This window comes from Roseibium porphyridii (assembly GCF_026191725.2).
Taxonomy (GTDB): Bacteria; Pseudomonadota; Alphaproteobacteria; order Rhizobiales; family Stappiaceae; genus Roseibium; species Roseibium porphyridii.
On the sequence record NZ_CP120863.1, the window covers coordinates 5749505 to 5764238 of the forward strand.

Consider the following 14734-nt stretch of genomic DNA (forward strand, 5'->3'; position numbering starts at 1 on the left):
CCATGAAAAAGCGCGGCCCGTTGCCGGACCGCGCTATCAATCGAATTACCCGTTAGAGGGTGGCCTCAAGCCTTGTTCAAGGCTTCAACCACATCCTTCAACTGTGCCAGGGTGTTTTCAGCACGCTGTTTGGTTGCATCATCCTTGGCGTCAGCAACGTCTTCTTCAGCGTTTTTGATCGCCTGATCAAGCTGCTCCCGGCTGATTTCGCCCACAGGCACAGCCTGTTCAGCCAAAACTGTCAGGCCACCGGCTGCAACATCGGCAAAACCGCCACGCACGAAGTATTCGTCCCAGCTGTCGCCGTCCCGGCGCACTTTCAAAATGCCGGGCGTGATTGTCGACATGAACAGGGCGTGGTCTTTCAGAACGCCAAACTCGCCCTCTGTGCCTGGAACAACAACTTCAGACACCTGTTCGGAGAGGAGCTGGCGCTCCGGCGAGACCAACTCAAACTGGAAAAGTTCGGCCATTTGGCGTCTTCCTTGTCAGTCAAATTTCAGATGGGCAAGCCATCAGCTAAGAACCGGACACCGTGTACGGTGTCCAGAGATATTGGAGCCTTAAGCGGCTTCGGCAGCCAGACGCTGAGCTTTCTCGATCGCTTCGTCAATGGAACCGACCATGTAGAACGCTGCTTCCGGCAGGTGGTCATACTCACCTTCAACCAGGCCTTTGAAGCCTTTGATCGTGTCTTCCAGAGCAACAAGCTTGCCTGGAGAACCGGTGAAGACCTCGGCCACGAAGAACGGCTGCGATAGGAAGCGCTCGATCTTACGTGCGCGAGCCACTGTAAGCTTATCTTCTTCAGACAGCTCGTCCATTCCGAGGATGGCGATGATGTCCTGAAGTGCCTTGTAGCGCTGCAGAGTGACCTGAACCGAATATGCGGTGTTGTAGTGCTCTTCACCGATGATACGGGCATCCAGCATACGGGACGAGGAATCCAGCGGATCCACAGCCGGGTAGATACCTTTCTCAGCGATGGCACGGTTAAGAACCGTGGTCGCATCCAAGTGGGCGAAGGTCGAAGCCGGTGCCGGGTCAGTCAAGTCATCGGCCGGGACGTAAACGGCCTGCACGGACGTGATCGAGCCTTTGGTCGTGGTGGTGATGCGTTCCTGCATCGAGCCCATGTCCGTGGCCAAAGTCGGCTGATAGCCCACAGCGGACGGGATACGACCCAAAAGCGCGGACACTTCGGAACCAGCCTGCGTGAAGCGGAAGATGTTGTCGACGAAGAACAGAACGTCCTGACCTTCATCGCGGAAGTGTTCAGCAACCGTCAGACCGGTCAAAGCAACACGAGCGCGGGCTCCGGGAGGTTCGTTCATCTGACCATAAACAAGTGCCGCTTTGGAGCCTTCTCCGCCGCCTTCCTTGTTCACGTTGGATTCAATCATTTCCCAATAAAGGTCGTTGCCTTCACGGGTACGCTCACCAACACCGGCGAACACGGAGTAACCACCGTGCGCCTTAGCGATGTTGTTGATCAATTCCATGATCAGAACGGTTTTACCAACGCCGGCACCACCGAACAGGCCGATCTTACCACCCTTCGCGTAAGGCGCCAGCAGGTCAACGACCTTGATGCCCGTAACCAGGATTTCAGCTTCAGTGGATTGCTCGATGAATTCCGGAGCTTCCTGGTGAATGCCGCGCTTGGTTTCGTGCTTGATTTCACCAGCGTCATCGACAGGCTCACCAATCACGTTCATGATGCGGCCCAGCGTGCCGTCACCAACCGGAACCATGATAGCGGCGTCCGTGTCGATCACTTCCTGACCGCGAACCAAGCCCTCGGTGGAGTCCATCGCGATGGTGCGAACCGTGTTCTCACCAAGATGCTGCGCAACTTCAAGCACCAGGCGTGTGCCCTGGTTGTCAACTTCAAGAGCGTTCAGGATCAACGGCAGATGGTCATCGAACTTGACGTCGACAACGGCGCCGATGACCTGGGTGACCCGTCCGACTTTTTTGTCAGCCATATCCCTAATCCTCGTATCGATCCCGTTAGAGCGCTTCAGCGCCCGAGATAATTTCAATCAATTCCGTCGTAATCTGAGCCTGGCGCTGGCGGTTGTAGCTGATCGTCAGCTTGTCGATCATTTCACCAGCGTTTCGGGTCGCATTGTCCATTGCGGACATACGAGCACCCTGCTCAGACGCAGCGTTTTCCAGAAGAGCCCTGAAAACCTGCACGGAGATGTTACGCGGCAGAAGATCCGCAAGGATCTCGCCTTCGTCAGGCTCGTATTCGTAAACCGGCTGCGCGCCGTTATTGCCCGTATCTTCTTCGGTTTCAAAGCTTGCCGGGATCAACTGCTGGGCAGTCGGCTCCTGGGCAATCACCGATTTGAACGTGGCATAGAAAAGCGTGCAGACATCGAATTCGCCATTTTCGAACATGCCGAGAATTTCGCGACCGATTTCGTCAGCATCTGTGAAACCAACATGTTTCACACTGCGCAGATCCACGGTTTTGATAACGTACTGCCCAAGCTCGCGCTTCAACGCGTCATAACCCTTCTTGCCAACGCAAAGGATTTTGACCGTCTTGCCGTCGGCGATCAGGCTGCGTGCCTTTTCACGTGCGAGCTTGGCGATATTGGTGTTGAAGCCCCCGCACAGCCCACGTTCAGCCGTAGCGACGACCAGGAGATGCACCTGATCGCTGCCCGTACCGGACATCAGCTTCGGAGCGTCGTCGCGGCCCTCAAAAGCCACCGCGAGGTTGGCCAGCACGGCGTCCATGCGTTCCGCATAGGGGCGTGCAGCCTCCGCAGCTTCCTGAGCACGACGCAGCTTCGCCGCGGCCACCATTTGCATGGCCTTGGTGATTTTCTGCGTCGCCTTCACGGAAGCGATGCGGTTTCGTAAGTCCTTCAGGCTCGGCATGGCCGCCCCTGCTCCTTATCCCGGCGTGTGGTCTTAAGCGAAGTTCTTGGCGAACGCGTCGACGGCAGCTTTCAGCTTACCGGTCAGATCGTCGTCGAGAGCCTTCTTTTCCCAGATGGCGTCCAGCAGGTCCTGGTGTTCACCACGCAGGAACAAGAGCAAGCCTTCTTCGAAGTCTTTCACCCGGTCGACCGGATGCGTATCGAGATAGCCGTTCACGCCAGCGTAGATCACGGCAACCTGCTCTTCCGTTTTCAGCGGCGAGAACTGCGGCTGCTTCAGAAGTTCGGTCAGGCGCGCACCGCGGTTCAGCAGGCGCTGCGTTGTGGCATCGAGATCGGAGCCGAACTGCGCAAATGCCGCCATTTCGCGGTACTGAGCAAGTTCACCCTTAATCGGGCCGGCAACCTGTTTCATCGCCTTGATCTGCGCTGAAGAGCCAACGCGGGAGACCGACAGACCGACGTTCACGGCCGGGCGGATACCCTGATAGAAAAGGTCGGTTTCCAGGAAGATCTGACCGTCGGTGATCGAAATCACGTTGGTCGGAATAAACGCGGACACGTCGTTGCCCTGGGTCTCAATGACCGGGAGCGCCGTCAGGGAGCCGCGGCCATGCTCTTCATTGAGCTTTGCCGAACGCTCCAGCAAACGGGAGTGAAGGTAGAAAACGTCACCTGGGAACGCTTCACGTCCCGGCGGGCGGCGCAAAAGCAGAGACATCTGACGGTAGGCCACAGCCTGTTTGGTCAGATCGTCATATCCGATCACGGCGTGCATGGAGTTGTCGCGGAAGTACTCGCCCATGGCGCAACCGGAGAACGGTGCAAGGAACTGCAGCGGTGCTGCATCGGAAGCGGTCGCGGCGATAACGATGGAATATTCCAAAGCGCCGGCGTCTTCCAGGGTCTTCACGAACTGAGCAACGGTGGAGCGCTTCTGACCAACCGCAACGTAGATGCAGTAGAGTTTGGCGTCTTCATCGTCAGAAGCGTGCAGTGGCTTCTGGTTCAGGAACGTGTCGAGAATGATAGCTGTCTTGCCGGTCTGACGGTCGCCAATGACAAGCTCACGCTGACCACGGCCAACCGGGATCAAGGCGTCAATTGCCTTCAGGCCGGTCGACATCGGCTCGTGAACGGATTTACGCGGCAGAATACCAGGTGCCTTAACGTCCACACGGCGACGTTCGGTCGCTTCGATCGGGCCTTTGCCGTCAAGCGGGTTGCCGAGCGGGTCGACAACGCGGCCAAGCAGGCCTTTGCCAACCGGGACTTCCACGATGGCGCCGGTCCGTTTGACGGTGTCACCTTCTTTAATGTCACGGTCAGAACCGAAAATAACGACACCGACGTTGTCGGATTCCAGGTTAAGAGCCATGCCCTTAATGCCACCTGGGAATTCGACCATTTCACCAGCCTGAACTTTGTCCAGACCATAAACACGGGCGATACCGTCACCGACGGAGAGCACCTGACCAACTTCAGAAACTTCGGCTTCCTGGCCAAAGCTCTTGATCTGGTCCTTGAGGATTGCGGAGATTTCCGCGGCCCGAATATCCATCAGCCGACCTCTTTCATCGCGAACTTGAGTGAATTGAGCTTGGTACGCAGCGAGGTATCGATCATGCGTGAGCCGACCTTGACCACAAGGCCACCGATCAGAGCAGGATCAACATTCGCTACGACGTTTACGGATTTGCCCGTGGAGGAAGACAAAGCTTCCTTCAGGGCGGCGACATGTTCGTCGGACAATGGGGCTGCGGAGGTTACCTCAGCCGTTTCCTCGCCTCGCTTGTCTGCGAGCAGTGCGCGGAATGCCTTGATCATGCCGGGAAGAACGAAGAGGCGCCGGTTACGGGCGGCCAGCTTCACAAAATTTGCAGCGAGGCCGGAAATGCCTGCTTTTTCGAGAAGTGCAGTGAGCGCTGCAAGCTGCTCCTCAGCACTGAATGCCGGGCTCTTCACGAGACGGTCGAGATCTTCACTTTCGGCAAGCATGCCTTCGAAAGCAGTAAGATCCCGTTCCACGTCAGACGTTACGCCTTCGCCCTCTGCAAGGTCGAGAAGGGCGGATGCATAACGCTGTGCCACGCCGGATACGAGAGATACGTTGTCAGTCACCAGGTCCGTGCTCTCTGACTTTTTCCAGACCCGCAAAACGGCCAGCGTTCGCAAGGTATTGAAAAAATGAATGATTTCGAGGTCAGAAGGTATGACGGTTAAACCGTTCCCCCAAAGCCGCGCCTCAATTAGCACAGGGTTTCCCAGTGTGCAACTTCGCCAAAAGACTGTTTTTGACGATTCATAGGGGTTTTTTGATAGGCAGGCCTAAAAAGCCATGAAGATCAATGTCTCCGCCCCCGTCTAAACCTTTAGACGGTTTTGCGGCAGCAGCGATTTTTTATGCGCCGCGCGACTTGCTGCCTCGCGGCATCTCCGTGGATCTGATCGCAACAGGCTCAGTAGCTGACAAGAGGCTCGAACCCGCCGAAGATCATGCGCTTCATACCCATGATCTCATTCGCATTCGGCATGACCTCCTCCCAACGAGGGTCCGATTCCATCGTGGCCATACAGGCGTCGGCCGTTTTTTGGTCTGGCCAGACAATCCAGGAAAACACCACGGTCTCGTCGTCCTCCTTTTTGACCGCCATTGGAAAAGAGGTGACTTTTCCGTCCGGCACCGCCGTACCCCAAGCCTCGCAGCAACTCAGCGCCCCGTATTCCTTGAAGAGAACCCACGATTTTTCCGCGATTTCCTTGTAATCTGCTTTTCGTGCCGTCTTCACCGGCAACAAAAACCCCTGAACATAGGTCATTCACTTGCCCTCCTGGCTGGAAACGGATGCAAGCATCGCATATGATTATGTTGATATCAACGTAATCATATGCGATGCACCCGGATCTGCCACTCTCGACAACACATGAAGTCCGCGACCGCTGTCTGTGCCTTCATCTGCAGCGCGCGGCGCGTCACGTGGGCCGCCGGTTTGATGAAGCATTGCGACCGTTCCAGCTTACAAACGGGCAATTCTCCCTGCTCATGGCGCTGAACCGGCCCGTCGCACCAAGACTGGGGGAAGTTGCCACGTTGCTGGTCATGGATCGCACCACGCTGACCGCAAATCTCAAGCCTTTGGTGCGCCGTGACCTATTGACGATAGAACCGGACCCTGCGGACCGGAGAAGCCGCAGACTGTTGCTTAGCGATGCCGGCAGAATGTTATTGATCGACGCCTTGCCTGTCTGGCGCACCGTTCATGAGGCAATCGACGCCGAACTGGCACAGGTCGAGAGTGCCCCGATCCTGAAGCAACTGCTCGCACTCAGTTTCGATTGAGCTGATCGTTGTGTCTGCCCATTAAAGAAAGTGCTGCGGATCGATGTCCACCTGTACGCGCAGCCCCTTTGTCGGTTTCGGGCCCTGCCCGAGCCAGCGTCTTAAATAGGTCTGTAGGTCAAATTGACGCGGCGCCATTGCCAGCAATCGAAACCGGTATCTTCCACGCACCATCGCAAGAGCTGCTTCGGCCGGGCCGAGCAATGTCACAGCCTGATCGTTTGGCGCTGACCGCGCCAGCGCTCTGGCGTACGCTTCAGCGAATGACTTGTCTGGCCCTGACACAATGAGCGCTGCCAACCTTCCAAACGGAGGCAATCCGGCCGACCGCCTTGCTTCGATTTCCGCCTGATAAAAGGCATGTTTGTCGCTCGACAACAGCGCCTTGATCACGGGATGGTCGGCATTGTAGGTCTGAAGAAAGCCCTTTCCACCGCCAGTTACCCGGCCTGCGCGGCCGGTCACCTGCGCAAGCAGCTGAAATGTTTTTTCCGCAGCTCTCGGATCCCCGTGGGCGAGACCCAGATCGGCATCGATAACGCCGACCAGTTTCATCTTTGGAAAATTATGTCCCTTGGCGACAAGTTGCGTGCCGATAACGATGTCGGCACCGCCCTCTTCGACGATCTTCATTTCCCGTTTCAAGCGCTCCGGGCCGCCAGCGATATCGGACGAGAGCACCAGCGTGCGCGCCTGGGGAAAGAGATCCGAAACCTCTTCGGCAATTCGCTCTACTCCAGGCCCGCATGCCACCAGACTGTCACTGCTGTGACAGGACGGACAGGATTGCGGAACCGGCTCGGAGTGACCGCAATGATGGCAGACGAGCTTCTTTTGAAACCGGTGCTCCACCAGCCAAGCGCTGCAATGAGCGCACTGGAAACGATGGCCGCATGTTCTGCAGAGCGTCAGGGGCGCATAGCCGCGCCGATTCAGGAACAGAAGCGACTGATCACCACTGCCGAAGGTTTCGCGAATGCCGTTTACAAGAGCGGGCGCAAGCCAGCGACCGCGCTCCGGACCATCCAGTCGCATATCGATTGCCTGCAGGTCCGGCAGCGAAGCCCCGGACGCCCGTTCAGGCAACTCATAAAGGTCGTACCGTCCCTGCTCCGCGTTGACGATACTCTCAACCGATGGCGTCGCGGAGGCCAGTACGACGGGAAACTTCGAAATGTGCCCCCTGACGACTGCCATGTCCCTGGCACTGTAGGGAACCCGGTCATCTTGTTTGAAAGCCGCGTCGTGCTCCTCATCGACAATGATCAGGCCGAGTTCCTTGAATGGCAGGAACAGTGACGAGCGAGCACCGATGACGACCCTGACATCACCGGAAGCTGCCCCGCGCCAGACACGGGCTCGTTTGCGCGGTGTAACTTCCGAATGCCACTCTGCCGGATAAACGCCGAACCGTTGTTCAAACCGACGCAGGAATTGTTCGGTCAATGCAATTTCCGGCAGCAACACCAACACTTGCCGGTCCCGCCGCAAAGCTTCTGCAATCGCCTCGAAATAGACTTCCGTCTTTCCCGATCCGGTTACACCGTCAATCAACGCGACACTGCCGCCTTGTTTGGAGAAGCCGCGGATCAAGCCTTCTGCCGCGGCTTGTTGAGAAGAGGTCAGCGGTTTTTGCGAATAATCGATCTGTGGTTTGGGGAGCGGCAACGCCGCCGGCATCATGACCACTTCCAAAACGTCCTGATTTATCAACCCGTCGATGACCGATGGCGAAACCCCGGCAGCGTGGGACAAACCGCTTTTCGTCCACGCAAAACCGTCTTCCATCGTTGCAAGGACGCGCCCGCGAGCTGCGGTCATTCGGTCCGGTTCAGCACCGTCGATGCGGCGGACACCTGGAACGGGCGCTTCCGGTTCCAAGGCTTCCTCCGATCTAAGCACCATACGCAACACCATGCCGGGCGCGCCGAGTGTCCAAGAGGCTACCCAGTCGACGAAACGCCTTAGATCCTCATCAAGCGGCGGGGTCTTGTCGTAGACCCTGGTAATGGATTTCAGCTTTTTGGGATTAATTGCTGCGTCCGGCTGATCGTCCCAGACAGCACCGATCACCTCACGCGGACCAAGAGGTACCTTGACGATTGTGCCGGGCACTACGGTTTCGCCTGGCGGCACCTTGTAAGTATAGGCAACCGGCACCGCAACGGGCACCAAGACACTGGCAATCGCTTCAGGCAGCTCTGAGTCGTCAAACAGCACGGAGTATCAGGTCCTCACCGTCGCTTGCCAGCTTGTCCGGTACATGTGGCAACACCTCGAATTTGAAAAAACAATGCCGCCGTCTCGCTCAAGCGCAAGCTCCGTTCGCCTTGAGGTACGTACCGCAAAAAAATCATCCACCGAAGAATCAGGGGTTCTTCTTGTCATCATCCTAGGGTAAAGAGAGCGCAGCTGACCACGCAAACGTTTTGCCCCGCTACCGGGATAAGACATCCGGCGACCGAACGGGCGCCTCACAAGGAGTACGAATTCATGAAATTCTTTGTCGACACTGCCGACGTCGCTGAAATCAAGGAGCTGGAGTCCACCGGTCTATTGGACGGTGTGACAACCAACCCGTCGCTGATTGCGAAATCCGGCCGTGATTTCAAGGAAGTGATCGCAGAAATCTGCTCGATTACAGAAGGCGACGTTTCAGCCGAAGTTGCTGCAACCGACTTCGACACCATGATCAAAGAAGCCAACGTGCTGCGCGCGATCGCAAATAATGTGGTCATCAAACTGCCGTTGACTTTCGACGGCCTGAAAGCGTGCAAGAAGCTGACGGAAGAAGGCACGAAGACCAACGTCACGCTGTGCTTTTCCGCGAACCAGGCGCTTCTGGCCGCGAAAGCCGGTGCGACCTACATTTCACCGTTCATTGGTCGCCTTGATGACATTCATGCCGACGGCCTGGAGCTGATCAGGGAAATCCGAGTGATCTATGACAACTACGGTTACGAGACGGAAATCCTGGCAGCCTCCATTCGCACGCCGAACCACGTCAAGGATTGTGCCATCATCGGTGCCGATGTTGCGACCGTTCCCCCGGCAACGCTGAAAAGCCTCGTCAAACACCCTTTGACCGACAAGGGTCTTGAAGCTTTCCTCGCCGATTGGGCGAAGACCGGACAGAGTATCCTTTAAGCAAACAAGAAACGTTACGGCGTTGCAGTGGACGCATCGGGCTCAACGGTCCGGTGCGTTTCTGTTTTTGCCAGGTCATCCGGAACCGACGTTTGAGCTTTGCGTGAAGGGCGAAACAGCTTCAGAGCCAACTTACCCCACACGGCAAACGGATAAAGGATCAGTTTCACGACATCGTTTTCCGGAACGCCTTTCGCACCCAACGGTTCGTGGCAAGGGCCAGGAACGTAGTATGTTCCAAAGACAAGATCGAAAACCGGAAAGATGTTTGCCAGGTTTTTGCCATAGGCTTCCGGCAAATCTGCATGGTGCCATTGGTGCATGCGCGGTGACGCGATCACATATTTAAACGGTCCGTGGTCCCAGTCGACATTGAGATGGACATACATGCTGTGAAGCGTCAGCAGAACGGCCCCCATTCCCATGGAACCTGTCGGGAAACCCAACCAGCTGAGCAGCAGGATGTAAGACAGGGCCATGATAACAGACTCAAGAAAATGAATCCGATAGGCCGTAAGCGCATTCATATCCGGGTCGGAATGGTGAATGGCGTGGACTGGCCAGAACCACCTGTGATGCATGAGCCGGTGGTTCCAGTAGTTGGCGAAATCGTAGCAGACGATCGCCAACGGAACGAGCAGCCATGCCGGCACACCCTGCCAAAAGCTCTCGTCGATTCCGGGCAGGCCAATTGCGTCATAAAACTGCTTAACCGGGTAGGTCAGCAGAAGCACCGCAGGTGCAAACAGCAAGCTTACCCACCAGAACGCTATGTTGGCACCAACACTTTTCAGTAGCCGCCGCGGCCAGGAGAACCTGTATCCACGCCGATGCAGATCGACCAACAAAATCACAAAGAGAAAAGCGATAGTTGCCGCAAACGACAGGCTTTCAAGACGGTTGTTGACCAGAAACAGAAACAGTTCCTGCAGCCGTTGGGCAAAATCTGCCAATACGTCCACCGAGGCAACTCCTTGCGAAATTCAACAAGCGTTTTAGCAACCCTTGCTTAAGTGACGGTAAAGTCGTCGCCGCCTGCGCTTTGCGTCAAAAACAATTCCCTTGTTAACGGAACAGTTGCGTTCTTTGAGTGTAATCGAGTGCCATGCCCACGATGTCTGCCGAACAAGATGCCTTGCTGACCACGGCCCAGCCTGATCTCAATCATCGGTTGGGTCTTTGGCTGGACCACCTGTCGGACGAACGGCGCCTTTCGGACAAGACACTTCTGGCCTATGAGCGGGACTTGCGCCAGTTTCTGAGGTTCTTGACTATGCACTTGGGTGGAGCGCCGTCCCTGAAAGACATTGCGGCCTTACGCCCGGTTGATTTTCGCAGTTTTCTCGCGAGCCGACGCCGTCAGGGTGTGCAAAGCCGTTCTCTGGCACGTGGACTTGCAGGCATTCGATCCTTTCTGAGGTTTTTGGAACGGCGCGGCGAGGTCAATGCTGCAGCTTCTTCGGCAGTGCGTCCGCCTCGCCAGGCTCGATCCTTGCCCAAACCCGTTTCCTCGAAAGATGCCGTCGATATCACCAGCGGCGATTTCGGGATGGAAGCAGAGGCATGGATAGAAGCGCGAAATGCAGCCGTACTGACACTTCTTTATGGCTGCGGACTGCGCATTTCCGAAGCGCTGTCATTGACGGGTGACGCGGCGCCAAAACGTGAAACGAAAACGATGCGGATCATCGGAAAGGGTGGCAAGGAACGGATCGTGCCAATCCTGCCTGCAGTCGGCGAAGCCATCGAGCAGTATCTGAAACTCTGTCCGTATGCGGTCAGCGCAAAAGGACCGCTTTTTCTGGGTGCACGCGGCGGACCACTCAATCCGCGTATGATCCAGCTGGCCATGCAGCGCTTGCGCGGTGCACTCGGTCTTCCGGACAGCGCGACGCCTCACGCCTTGCGCCATTCCTTTGCTACTCATCTGCTGGCCGGAGGCGGTGATCTCAGAACCATCCAGGAGCTGCTCGGACATGCCAGCCTTGCTTCTACGCAAATCTATACGGAAATCGACGGCGCGCATCTTCTGAAAGCTTACGACAAGGCGCATCCGAGAAGGTGAGTTTTGCGTGTTCCTGAGAGGTCATTCCAGTCTTGGCAATTCATACACCGAGCGTGTTTTGTCATCGGGAAATACTTCCCGCGCGATCACCTTACCACCCAGCTTTTGAACAAGTTTGCGGGCAGCTTCATTGGCATCATCCATATGCGTTTCCACCAAAGACCAGCCATAGCTGTCATAGGCGTGCTTGATCGCCGCTCTTGATACTTCGACGGCTGTTCCAGTCCCTCTCGCTTCGGGCAAGAGCCACCAGGTCAGCTCACGCCGGGGCCAGCCATCCGGCCAGACAAACCCGCAGCCACCGATCGCAGCTCCGCCTTGTCTAGGCACAATCATCCAAAGCCCATACCCGCGCAGGTGCCAGTGTCCAACATGCCCGGCAAGCGCCCTCCAGGATTGATCATCGCGAAGTGGTCCGCCATAAAAACGCGATGCTTCGGCATCGGCAAAAAAGGTTCGATATACCCCAAGGTCCTGCACCTCGGGTGGGCGAAGCAGAAATTGCTCACTGTGGAGTGAGTGCATACTAACTCTCTGTTTTGACTGATGAGATTCTTAACGACCTTATCACTTTGCAAATGCGAATCTAGCAGGCGCGATGGTAATCGGTTAGGTTGAAGTCAACCACTCGACGTTTTTTCACCGAAGACACGTGGGAGAACAGACATGCGCATGGTGATGCTTGCAATCGCCTTACTGATGTTGTCCGCAGCGCCGTCACTTGCGCAGCGGATCTACTGCCCGATACCGGAAGACGGCGCCTGGCTCAATCCGGATGCCGAACCCAAACAAATCTCGCGCATCGAAGTGGAAAGCCGTTGCGAGAATGAACAGGTGAACGTGCGTGTCCGGGCCTTTACGTCCTGCATCCCGCGAGACTGCAAATGGGGTTGGACCAAAGCGGAATTGCGTTCAGATGGCGCAGTCGAGGTTTTGCTCGTCGGTTTCCTCAGCAGCAAGCAGATCACCTTGAAAGCATTCGGCGATCTTCTCGACACCCATGTTGTGAACATCGTCAATGACTTGTCGGAACCTCGGCGCGAAGTCACCTATAATCTCAGGCGCAAATGAAACTGTTTTGCGCGGTCAAAAACAATCGGCTCCCGTTTTTTCCTTGCCAGATCCTCGATTTATCTTACGCAACGTTATGCTGCGTCTTTCGAACGCGGCCTGAAGACGGAGGCAGAGCATGCGTCTATTAAGCACCGGTGTTGCGGCCCTAGCCCTGACGGCATTTGCAATTGTTCCTGCAAGTGCCTGCTCCTGGGGAAAAACTGCAAAGTCGAAAAACATGACCGTCGCTGACACGACCGTCATACCCGAAGTTGACACAGATGTTTCCATCGCGACCAATGATCTGAGTGATGAAACACTAGAAGAAGCAATCGTTCTACCGGTTCCAGGCGACAAACCAGCCGAGTGAACCGGCTCCTCAAAAGAGCTCCAATCATGTCCCGCTGCTTTGCAGCGGGACTTTTTTGCATGGGCTTTGCACATATTCTGCTGAAAACGGCCCTCAAGGCGCCGCGAAGCGAGTGCACCACCACTCTTATTTGCTGCAGCAACCAAGTTTTGGGGTGCAAGATTTCATGATTTCAAGACGACTGTTCTTAAAGGGGCTTGGATGCGCCGTCCTTGGAGCGATTTCGGCTCCCGCCTATGCGATTGGAGTTGAACCCTTTCGCCTGACGATCAAGGAGTACCGGCTGACGCCGCCCCGCTGGCCCAAAAATCTCCGGCTCACTGCGGCTTTGATAGCCGACCCTCATATTTGTGACCCCTGGATGAACCTGGAACGGCTGAAGTTCGTTGTTGGCCGCACCAACGCGCTTAAACCGGATATCATCTTGATGCTGGGAGACTACGTGGCGAGCCACAAATGGCAGTATGATTCGATCCCACCACAGGCGTGGGCAGATATTTTCGGTGACCTGGATGCGCCGCTCGGCACGCATGCCATCCTTGGAAATCACGACTGGTGGGATGACCACGAAGCCCAACTGATCGGAATCGGCCCGACCAAGTACGGTCAGGCCCTTCTCAACGCCGGAATTCCGCTTTACCAAAATCGCGCCGAACGCCTTACCAAGGATGGCAAAGCCTTCTGGCTGGCTGGACTTGATGACCAGCTTGCCCTTTTTCCCAGCCGCAAGCGAAAGCAGAAACACTGGCGTGGACTGGATGATCTGCCAGGAACCCTTGCCCAGGTGAATGACGATGCGCCCGTGCTACTCATGGCACATGAGCCCGACATTATCCGAAAGGTGCCTTCTCGTGTGAGCCTGACCGTCAGTGGTCACACGCATGGCGGACAGATCAATGTCATGGGTTATAAGCCCGCATTCCCCAAGAAACACGGGACGAACCACATCTATGGTCATATCGTGGAGACCGAAGGAACAACCCTGATGCGCCATTTGAGCCTCAAAACGAACCCAAGACACTTGGTCGTGTCCGGCGGTCTTGGTTGTTCAATCCTGCCGGTGCGCTTCGGCGTGCCGCCGGAAATTACTTTGGTCCACCTTGGCGATGCCAAAACCACGTCCTGACAGCTCTCTTGTCATCGAGAACTGCTTGAACAACGCTTTCCGGCAGACACCAGAATTCCCTACACGGCCTGGTGGGATTGCGCACTGTCCTGACGATACTCCCGGATAGCCTGCACGAAAATCTGGACTGCCGAGCTCAGGAACAGACCCGCCATCAAACCTGCCACGATCAGGTCAGGCCAGGCGGTTGTCGTGCCCCAAACACCGAGAGCCGCCACCATGACGGCCACATTGCCGATTGCATCGTTTCGCGAGCAAAGCCACACGGACCTTACATTTGCATCCCCATCCTTGTAACGCACCAGCAACAGCACGCTGAAAAGGTTGACTGCCAAAGCAAGAAAGCCGATCGACCCCATCACCGCGGCCTGTGGAACGCCAAGAACAAACACCTGATAAAGCGTTGTCGCCGCAACCCAAATACCCATAAGAAAAAGGCTGCCTCCCTTGAAGAGGGCCGCGAGCGCGCGTGTCCTCAAGGAAGCGCCAATCACAGCGAGTGAAATGCCATAGGTCACGGCATCGCCAAAGAAATCCAGCGCATCGGCCTGAAGAGCTTTTGATCCAGCTGCCTGACCTGCTGCCATTTCCACGACAAACATCCCGCCGTTGAGCGCAATCACCAACCAGAGGCGACGGCGATAGTCTTGCGACATGCCGTCAAAGCGTTGATTTGAAGTGCCGCAGCACGCACCCATGGTTCACTCCTTGTCGAATCGAGCACTTGAATTCT

Annotated in this window: 16 protein-coding genes; 6 read left to right on the forward strand and 10 right to left on the reverse strand. The window is 56.2% G+C overall.

The genetic code is table 11. From position 1 onward, the window contains the following. Positions 1-65 precede the first annotated feature (65 nt). The 6 genes from K1718_RS26520 to K1718_RS26545 form a co-directional block, all read right to left on the reverse strand. The gene (locus K1718_RS26520; protein WP_152503930.1) at positions 66-473 is read right to left on the reverse strand and encodes a F0F1 ATP synthase subunit epsilon; all 408 of its coding nucleotides are present in this window, start codon (positions 471-473) and stop codon (positions 66-68) included. Positions 474-563: 90 nt separating this feature from the next. After that, entirely contained in the window at positions 564-1988 is a 1425-nt protein-coding gene (gene atpD, locus K1718_RS26525) for a F0F1 ATP synthase subunit beta (protein WP_152503931.1), read from the reverse strand. A 25-nt stretch (positions 1989-2013) separates the two neighbouring features. Next, positions 2014-2898, reverse strand: a complete 885-nt coding sequence (locus K1718_RS26530; protein ID WP_265680252.1) for a F0F1 ATP synthase subunit gamma — start codon at positions 2896-2898, stop codon at positions 2014-2016. A 33-nt stretch (positions 2899-2931) separates the two neighbouring features. Continuing rightward, entirely contained in the window at positions 2932-4461 is a 1530-nt protein-coding gene (gene atpA / locus K1718_RS26535) for a F0F1 ATP synthase subunit alpha (protein WP_152503933.1), read from the reverse strand. Continuing rightward, positions 4461-5021 (reverse strand): F0F1 ATP synthase subunit delta, encoded by a 561-nt coding sequence (locus K1718_RS26540; RefSeq protein WP_152503934.1) that lies wholly within the window; start codon positions 5019-5021, stop codon positions 4461-4463. Before K1718_RS26540 ends, atpA begins: the two co-directional genes overlap by 1 nt. Positions 5022-5359: 338 nt before the next feature. Continuing rightward, positions 5360-5719, reverse strand: a complete 360-nt coding sequence (locus tag K1718_RS26545; protein WP_152503935.1) for a DUF1428 domain-containing protein — start codon at positions 5717-5719, stop codon at positions 5360-5362. A 74-nt stretch (positions 5720-5793) separates the two neighbouring features. On the opposite strand from K1718_RS26545, the gene K1718_RS26550 reads away from it, so the two are divergent. Beyond that, complete coding sequence (locus K1718_RS26550; protein ID WP_265680251.1) at positions 5794-6240, forward strand: MarR family winged helix-turn-helix transcriptional regulator; 447 nt, start codon at positions 5794-5796, stop codon at positions 6238-6240. Positions 6241-6261: 21 nt separating this feature from the next. Here the strand turns inward: K1718_RS26550 and K1718_RS26555 are convergent, their stop codons facing one another. Further along, positions 6262-8460: a primosomal protein N' gene (locus K1718_RS26555; RefSeq protein WP_265680250.1), complete on the reverse strand. Its 2199-nt coding sequence runs from the start codon at positions 8458-8460 to the stop codon at positions 6262-6264. Between the two features lie 273 nt (positions 8461-8733). On the opposite strand from K1718_RS26555, the gene fsa reads away from it, so the two are divergent. Beyond that, on the forward strand, positions 8734-9387 hold the full coding sequence (gene fsa / locus K1718_RS26560; protein WP_152503938.1) for a fructose-6-phosphate aldolase: 654 nt from the start codon (positions 8734-8736) through the stop codon (positions 9385-9387). A 14-nt stretch (positions 9388-9401) separates the two neighbouring features. On the opposite strand, the gene K1718_RS26565 is transcribed toward fsa, so the two are convergent. Continuing rightward, positions 9402-10349 carry a sterol desaturase family protein gene (locus K1718_RS26565; RefSeq protein ID WP_265680249.1) on the reverse strand — a complete coding sequence of 316 codons (948 nt, stop codon included), beginning with the start codon at positions 10347-10349 and terminating at the stop codon, positions 9402-9404. 152 nt (positions 10350-10501) lie between these two features. On the opposite strand from K1718_RS26565, the gene K1718_RS26570 reads away from it, so the two are divergent. Next, the gene (locus K1718_RS26570; RefSeq protein ID WP_418068149.1) at positions 10502-11452 is read left to right on the forward strand and encodes a tyrosine recombinase XerC; all 951 of its coding nucleotides are present in this window, start codon (positions 10502-10504) and stop codon (positions 11450-11452) included. 21 nt (positions 11453-11473) lie between these two features. Here K1718_RS26570 and K1718_RS26575 read toward each other — a convergent pair whose 3' ends face one another. Continuing rightward, on the reverse strand, positions 11474-11977 hold the full coding sequence (locus K1718_RS26575) for a GNAT family N-acetyltransferase (RefSeq protein ID WP_152503941.1): 504 nt from the start codon (positions 11975-11977) through the stop codon (positions 11474-11476). A 141-nt stretch (positions 11978-12118) separates the two neighbouring features. Between K1718_RS26575 and K1718_RS26580 the strand changes: the two genes are divergently transcribed. The 3 genes from K1718_RS26580 to K1718_RS26590 all read left to right on the forward strand — a co-directional run bounded on the left by K1718_RS26580 (position 12119) and on the right by K1718_RS26590 (position 14001). Continuing rightward, on the forward strand, positions 12119-12523 hold the full coding sequence (locus tag K1718_RS26580; protein ID WP_265680247.1) for a serine/threonine protein kinase: 405 nt from the start codon (positions 12119-12121) through the stop codon (positions 12521-12523). A gap of 118 nt (positions 12524-12641) precedes the next feature. Then, positions 12642-12875 carry a hypothetical protein gene (locus tag K1718_RS26585; protein WP_152503943.1) on the forward strand — a complete coding sequence of 78 codons (234 nt, stop codon included), beginning with the start codon at positions 12642-12644 and terminating at the stop codon, positions 12873-12875. Positions 12876-13041: 166 nt separating this feature from the next. Further along, positions 13042-14001 (forward strand): metallophosphoesterase, encoded by a 960-nt coding sequence (locus K1718_RS26590; RefSeq protein WP_265680246.1) that lies wholly within the window; start codon positions 13042-13044, stop codon positions 13999-14001. A 59-nt stretch (positions 14002-14060) separates the two neighbouring features. Here K1718_RS26590 and K1718_RS26595 read toward each other — a convergent pair whose 3' ends face one another. Then, on the reverse strand, positions 14061-14699 hold the full coding sequence (locus K1718_RS26595; protein WP_152503945.1) for a cation efflux transmembrane domain-containing protein: 639 nt from the start codon (positions 14697-14699) through the stop codon (positions 14061-14063). Between the last annotated feature and the right edge of the window lie 35 nt (positions 14700-14734).